The organism is Methylomagnum sp., assembly GCF_054333355.1.
Map to the genome: position 1 here is coordinate 1 of NZ_JBTEKS010000255.1, position 6,385 is coordinate 6,385.

General features: G+C 59.8%; 7 protein-coding genes and 1 tRNA gene. All 8 read left to right on the forward strand.

Going from position 1 to position 6,385, the window contains the following annotated elements:
- Nucleotides 1–114 precede the first annotated feature (114 nt).
- The 8 genes from ACXWUF_RS16310 (at nucleotide 115) to ACXWUF_RS16345 (ending at nucleotide 6,384) form a co-directional block, all read left to right on the forward strand.
- On the forward strand, nucleotides 115–1,800 hold the full coding sequence (locus ACXWUF_RS16310; protein WP_458495707.1) for a polysaccharide deacetylase family protein: 1,686 nt from the start codon (nucleotides 115–117) through the stop codon (nucleotides 1,798–1,800).
- Between the two features lie 349 nt (nucleotides 1,801–2,149).
- Nucleotides 2,150–3,262, forward strand: coding sequence for a bifunctional 3,4-dihydroxy-2-butanone-4-phosphate synthase/GTP cyclohydrolase II (gene ribBA / locus ACXWUF_RS16315; RefSeq protein WP_458495708.1), 1,113 nt, complete (start codon nucleotides 2,150–2,152; stop codon nucleotides 3,260–3,262).
- A gap of 23 nt (nucleotides 3,263–3,285) precedes the next feature.
- Nucleotides 3,286–3,573: a hypothetical protein gene (locus ACXWUF_RS16320; RefSeq protein WP_458495709.1), complete on the forward strand. Its 288-nt coding sequence runs from the start codon at nucleotides 3,286–3,288 to the stop codon at nucleotides 3,571–3,573.
- A gap of 118 nt (nucleotides 3,574–3,691) precedes the next feature.
- Nucleotides 3,692–4,171 carry a 6,7-dimethyl-8-ribityllumazine synthase gene (gene ribH / locus ACXWUF_RS16325; protein WP_458495710.1) on the forward strand — a complete coding sequence of 160 codons (480 nt, stop codon included), beginning with the start codon at nucleotides 3,692–3,694 and terminating at the stop codon, nucleotides 4,169–4,171.
- On the forward strand, nucleotides 4,168–4,785 hold the full coding sequence (gene nusB / locus ACXWUF_RS16330) for a transcription antitermination factor NusB (protein WP_458495711.1): 618 nt from the start codon (nucleotides 4,168–4,170) through the stop codon (nucleotides 4,783–4,785). The genes ribH and nusB overlap by 4 nt, the downstream gene beginning before the upstream one ends.
- Nucleotides 4,786–4,789: 4 nt before the next feature.
- Nucleotides 4,790–5,752: a thiamine-phosphate kinase gene (thiL, locus tag ACXWUF_RS16335; protein ID WP_458495712.1), complete on the forward strand. Its 963-nt coding sequence runs from the start codon at nucleotides 4,790–4,792 to the stop codon at nucleotides 5,750–5,752.
- A gap of 1 nt (nucleotide 5,753) precedes the next feature.
- Nucleotides 5,754–6,254 (forward strand): phosphatidylglycerophosphatase A family protein, encoded by a 501-nt coding sequence (locus tag ACXWUF_RS16340; protein WP_458495713.1) that lies wholly within the window; start codon nucleotides 5,754–5,756, stop codon nucleotides 6,252–6,254.
- A 53-nt stretch (nucleotides 6,255–6,307) separates the two neighbouring features.
- A tRNA-Met gene (locus ACXWUF_RS16345) sits at nucleotides 6,308–6,384 on the forward strand.
- Nucleotide 6,385: the final 1 nt, after the last annotated feature.

Sequence of the window (6,385 nt, forward strand, 5' to 3'; positions counted from 1 at the left end):
CTGAAGGCGGGACTACGAACGCTTTAAGCCATTGAATGGCGAGACTGCGTAAGTCCTATGTTTTTGACTTTCACTGGGAGTTTAATGATGAGGCACAAGGCATGGACGCAGAGAATGTGCGAATCTACGCGGCATGGCGAAAATGGGTTATTTAAATCATTCCGTCAAATGCCGAGATTATGGCTTTACGATAGTCATATTAATCGGATTCTTACGGTGTCGTCTCGCGGCATCCAATGGGGGGCGATGGTTTCGTCACTGAGTTTGGCACTGGCGTTGATGCTTTTTGCCGCTCATTGTAACGTCGCTCTCGCGGAGGAAGGGGAATCCATGCGGGACAACTTGGAAGCGGTTCCACTCGCCGGGAATGTCATATTCCACAGCGCCAAGGCCAGCACCAAAATTATCGCCAAATTCCGCCATAAGTATGGAAAGCATAAATCGCGTTTGCCTGCTCCCGTCTATGCCAAAGGGACTCGAAATAAGGGCCGAGTAAGGGCGGGGGCAATGGCTTTATCCGCGCCCCCCGTATTATTGAATAATTCCCTGGATATGGCGGCCTTTCCATCTACCTTGGCCCGTTCGTGGGTCGAAGGCAGCGATTGTATTGACGCCTCTTGGGGCACCTATGCCAGGGTGGCGCAAACCGACCCCGGTGGCGTGGTCAATTATGTGATGCAATTGGAAGGCGGCACCGATTCGGCCTATGGTTGCCAGATTATCAATCTTAGCCAAGATACCCCACGGCCAGTTTCCTTGGGGGCTTGGGTGAAAGGTGAAAACATCACGCCACTGGAAGGCACCGCCCGGTCCGGGGCTTTCATCGCTGGTTATTTTGTGTTTGACAATGGCAGTTCGGTCGAATGCTATAACATCCTGCCAAATACTGGCACGTTTCCCTGGCGCTGGGTGGGCCTGAATTCCTTTTCGGATTGCCAGATAGACCGGCCTATTGCCTATGTCGCACTGATTGCGAGGCTTTTTAAATCCAATGGGACGGCTTATTTCGACAATCTGAAGATTGAAGACAAGGAATTAGCTTCAAAACCGCCGACCGGGCAAGTGAGCTTAGTGTTTGATGATGGTTATGTCAGCGACCATGCCATTAGCTACCCCATCTTGGATTCTTTCGGGATTCCTGCGACCTCGGCGGCGATTTCCGGGCGGGTGGGTTCAAATCCCAATGTGCTTTCTTACGATCAAATCCATGCTCTGGTTAAAGCGGGTTGGGATGTCCAGTCGCATAGCGTGACTCATCCTAGATTCACCTCGATTTCTGAGGCCGAAGCGGATGTCGAATTAAGGGATTCACAAACCGCGCTTCGTAAAGGCTTGGCGGCGGTCGCGGCGGGCCGGGAAAATGAGAGTTTCGATCCGACGAGCCAGGTTGAGCATTTTGTATGGCCAAACTCGGCGTTAAATGCCACGATGGTGGGGTTGGCCCAAACGCATTATCAATCCGGGCGCACGGTATATGGTGGGCTTAATGGGTATGGTTTGTACCCTTGGGTGATTTATAGCTGGAGCGTGGACAGCACGACCCCGCTCAGTGATATTCAAGCTTGGCTGGAGGACGCTTGCGCGAATCGGCGCTGGCTCATTTTATCTGCCCATAGAATTGGCGATCCCATTGATGGGCAGGACAACCTTTATGTCAATTCCGCCGATTATCTGACCAGTATCGCCAAGTTAATCGCCGGTCAAGAAGAGCATTGCCCGACGCCATTTGAAGCGGTGAATTATTCAACCGGCTTTCGGAACTTTGCCACAAGTCCGAGCGATAAACCCGCCGTTCCATGAGCCGCTGAATCGTTAGGGTCGTGGTAAATAACTTCCCTCAATCGAGAAAATCTAAGACCGACGCGGTCTTGAAGGCCGCGCCGGTCCGCGGTCGGCTTTCGGGGAGTCGTTTTCAACCAAACCCTTAATGGGCTGGCGCTTTGTGGGGAATTTCTGGGAGACCGTGGGCGCGAGCCTCAGCCCATGCGTCGGTATGTCAGCGCGGGTTGAAAGCCCAGCCGTTCATGCGTCTATACATCAGCACGAACGGCTGGGCTTTCAACGGTGCCACCCTTAACTTAATGGCGGTGACGCTACGGTTGGCCCGGATGTAGTACCCTAGCGGTATTACCCCCACCGACAGCGAAGCATGAACAGCACCGAAGAGCTCATCGAGGACATCCGCGCCGGCAAGATGGTGGTCCTGATGGATGACGAGGACCGCGAGAACGAAGGCGATTTGGTGATGGCCGCCGTCCACACCCGCCCGACGGACATCAATTTCATGGCCCGTTACGGGCGCGGCCTCATCTGCCTGACCCTGACCCGCGAGCGCTGCCAGCAATTGCGGCTGCCGCTGATGGTCAACGAGAACAAGACCCCCCATTCCACCAATTTCACCGTGTCCGTCGAGGCCGCCAGCGGCGTGACTACGGGCATTTCGGCGGCGGATCGGGCGCACACCATTCAATGCGCCGTGGCCCTGGACGCCCGGCCCGATGACTTGGTCCAGCCGGGCCACGTCTTCCCCTTGATGGCCCAGCCCGGCGGCGTGCTGAACCGGGCCGGCCACACCGAAGCGGGCTGTGACTTGGCGCGGCTGGCCGGGGTGGAACCGGCGGCGGTGATCGTCGAAATCCTCAACGAAGATGGCTCCATGGCCCGCCGCCCGGAACTTGAAGTCTTCGCCGAGCAGCACGCCCTGAAAATCGGCACCATCGCCGACTTGATCCATTACCGCATCCAGAACGAAAAGACCGTGGAGCGCATCTGCGAATGCGACTTTCCCACCGAGTACGGCAAATTCCGCCTCATCGCCTATCAGGACCAAGTGGACCGCCGCCTGCACCTGGCCCTCATCATGGGCAAGGTGGCGGGCGACCAGCCCATTTTGGTCCGGGTCCACGGCAAGAATCTCCTGACCGATTTGTTCGGCGCCAAGCGCGAATCCACCGGCTTGCCGCTGCGCCGCGCCATGCAGCGCATCGCCGAGGAGGGCCGCGGCGTCCTGGTCGTCATCCGCCGGGAAGAGGACGATAAATGCCTCGTTGAACGTATCCACCACTATCAGATGGCGGACCATGGCGTAGAATTGCCGCCCCGCGACGAGCCGACCGACGATTGGCGCACCACCGGCACGGGGGCGCAAATCCTGGCGGATTTGGGCGTCCGCAAGCTGCGGGTGCTGGGCAGCTCGCCGAAGAAATACCTTGGCCTCTCCGGCTACGGCCTGGAAGTGGTCGAATACGTGTCCGGCGACTAAACTCCCCCGTTCATCCCCGCCCCATGCAAAACCGTCAGGCCGAGTTGGCCCGCAACTTAAGCAAGCTCATTTCCGCCATTCAAAAGCATTGGATGGAGCAACTGGGCGAACCTGAAGCCCCGCTTACCGAAGCGGCCATGCACAAGGCGCACCGGCTGCTGACCGCCGTGCAGGAAGGCACGCCGATGAGCGCGCTGGCGGGCGGCACGGTGGCGGATTTTTTAGGCCGGGATTGGCTGGACGCGCAGCCTTGGGCGAGGCCGCATGTCCAAAAGATTCAGGCGGCGGTTGATTCGTTCGGCAATATATAGGATGGGTGGAGCCTTAGCGGAACCCATCGCTCCAGGCTAGTCGGCATGATGGGTTGCGCTGCGCTTCACCCATCCTATAAGCCCGTAAGATTTTCTTCATTCAGAGACCAACCACACCATGTCCAATATTAAAACCTACGAAGGCCAATTCCTGGTCCAGGGCGCGAAGTTCTGCATCGTGGCCTCCCGCTTCAACAGCTTCATCGTGGACCCACTGGTCGGCGGGGCCATCGACGCCCTGGTGCGGCACGGCACCAAGCACGACGACATCCATCTGGTGAAGACGCCCGGCGCCTATGAATTGCCGCTGGCCGTGCAGAAAGCCGCCGCCACCGGGCGTTATGACGCCATCGTCGCGGTGGGCGCGGTGATTCGCGGCGCCACGCCCCATTTCGACTACGTGGCCGGGGAGTGCGTCAAGGGCATGGCGAGCGTCTCGCTGCAAACCGGCATTCCGGTCGCGTTCGGCGTGCTGACCGTGGACACCATCGAGCAGGCCATCGAACGGGCCGGGACCAAGGCTGGCAACAAGGGTGCCGAGGCCGCGTTGTCCGCCATCGAGATGGTCAACCTGCTGCGCGAGATGGACGCGGGATGAGCGGCAATTCCAAAGCGAGGTCACTGGCCCGCCGTTGCGCGGCTCAGGCGATCTATCAATGGCAGTTGTCCGGCACCACGTTGGCGGACATCGAGCAGCAATTCATTGAGGAACTGGCGACGGCCCGCGCCCTGCTGCGGCATTTCCGCGCCGGGCACGCCCTGACCATTCAGGAGGATGAGCGGCTGCGGGAGTTGCTGGACACTTATTGCCACCAGAAAAGCCTGCCCGATCCCCGCGAGGATGTTGAGGCGGACGAGGAAACCCTGTCCGATGTCATCAAGCAAAGCTGGGCGCCGGACATCCACGAGGGTTTGTTCAAGGAATTGCTGCACAAGATTCCGGCCCGGCTGGATGAAATCGACGCGGCCATTGGCGAGTTCTCGGATCGCCCCGTCGCCGACATCGACCCGGTGGAGCGGGCCATCCTGCGCATCGGCACCTATGAACTCTTGTTCAAGCTGGACGTGCCGTACAAGGTGGCGGTGAACGAGAGCATCAACATCGCCAAGGATTTGGGCGCCATCCTCAGCCATAAATACATCAACGGCATCCTCGACAAGGTGGCCCGCCGCCACCGCAAAGACGAAGCCGCCGCCCGCTTCAAGAAATAAGCCCGTGGCCCTGGGCGAATTCGACCTCATCCGCCGCTTTTTCACCCGCCAGCCCGTGCGGCATGCCGACACGGCGCTGGGGATCGGCGACGATTGCGCCTTGCTGCGCTGCCCGCCCGGCCACGAATTGGCGGTGACGGTGGATACCCTGGTGGCGGGCGTGCATTTCCTGCCCGACGTATGCCCGGCCCGCCTGGGCCACAAATCCCTGGCGGTGAACCTCAGCGATTTGGCGGCGATGGGCGCGGAACCGCGCTGGGCCACGTTGGCGCTCACGTTGCCTGCGGTTGATGAGGTGTGGCTTGAAGCCTTTGCACGGGGTTTCTTCGGGCTGGCGGAACGGCATGGCTTGGAGTTGATCGGCGGAGACACCACCCGAGGCCCGTTGTCGATCACCATTCAGGCCATGGGCTTGACGCCCGCTGGCGGTGCCATGCGCCGTTCCGGCGCGAAACCGGGCGATTTGATCTATGTGAGCGGTCCCGTTGGATCGGCGGGTTTGGGATTGAGAATCCGGCTGGGACAAACCGCCCTGATCGACCCCGCCGCCGTGGACCGGCTGGAACGACCCGAACCCAGAGTCGAACTTGGGCAAACGCTGCGCGGACTCGCCAGCGCGTGCGTTGATGTGTCCGACGGACTCGCCGCCGACCTGGGCCATATTCTTGCCATGAGCGGGGTGGGGGCGGTGTTGGATTTCGAGCGGCTGCCTTTGACGGGTGGGGTAGGGCGCTACATCGCTGAAACCGGCGATTGGCGCTTGCCCCTGACGGAGGGGGATGATTACGAGCTTTGCTTCACCATGCCGCCCGCCGCACGGGACGAGGTGGCGCGGCGCTTGGCCGAGTGTGGCCTCGCCGCCGAACCCATCGGCCAGATTGAAAATGAACCCGGCCTGCGGCTCCGCAAGGATGGTAGGTTGATTTCGCTGGCTCCCGCTGGCTACGAACACTTCCAGCGGGGCTGACATGACCCTCAAGCAAAAGCGCGTTCCCATTCCGGCTGGCCGCATCTTCGGCGACCCGTATTGTTTCCTGGCGTTTGGTTTTGGCTCGGGACTCGCGCCGGTCGCGCCCGGCACCTTTGGCACCTTGGCCGCTGTGCCGATTTATTGGCTGCTGGCCGGGCTGAGTTGGCCGGCGTATGCCGCCGTAGTGGTGGCGCTGTTTCTGGCGGGCATCCGCATTTGCGAGCGCTGCGAGCGGAGCCTAGGAATACACGATCATTCCGGCATCGTTTGGGACGAGGTGGTGGGCTATCTGCTGACGATGCTGGCCGTGCCGTTTTCCTGGCAGGCCGCTGGGTTGGGTTTCGTGCTGTTCCGGCTGTTCGATATTGTGAAGCCATGGCCGATTCGGTGGCTGGATCGGAGCGTGTCCGGCGGCTTGGGGGTGATGTTGGATGATGTACTGGCCGGGGTGTTCGCGGCAGGCTGTTTGTATGTGCTGCGCCCATGGTTGGGTTTTTGAAAAATTAAAGCTTGCTTAATTTCTGAGGATTCTGGTATATTATATGCAGATGACGCGGGGTGGAGCAGTCTGGTAGCTCGTCGGGCTCATAACCCGAAGGTCATAGGTTCAAATCCTGTCCCCGCTACCAA

What these genes read in the sequence shown, in the direction of transcription:
- ACXWUF_RS16310 (WP_458495707.1), top strand. Translation starts at nt 115, where the DNA reads ATGTGCGAATCTACGCGGCATGGCGAAAATGGGTTATTTAAATCATTC.
- ribBA (WP_458495708.1), top strand. Translation starts at nt 2,150, where the DNA reads ATGAACAGCACCGAAGAGCTCATCGAGGACATCCGCGCCGGCAAGATG.
- ACXWUF_RS16320 (WP_458495709.1), top strand. Translation starts at nt 3,286, where the DNA reads ATGCAAAACCGTCAGGCCGAGTTGGCCCGCAACTTAAGCAAGCTCATT.
- ribH (WP_458495710.1), top strand. Translation starts at nt 3,692, where the DNA reads ATGTCCAATATTAAAACCTACGAAGGCCAATTCCTGGTCCAGGGCGCG.
- nusB (WP_458495711.1), top strand. Translation starts at nt 4,168, where the DNA reads ATGAGCGGCAATTCCAAAGCGAGGTCACTGGCCCGCCGTTGCGCGGCT.
- ACXWUF_RS16340 (WP_458495713.1), top strand. Translation starts at nt 5,754, where the DNA reads ATGACCCTCAAGCAAAAGCGCGTTCCCATTCCGGCTGGCCGCATCTTC.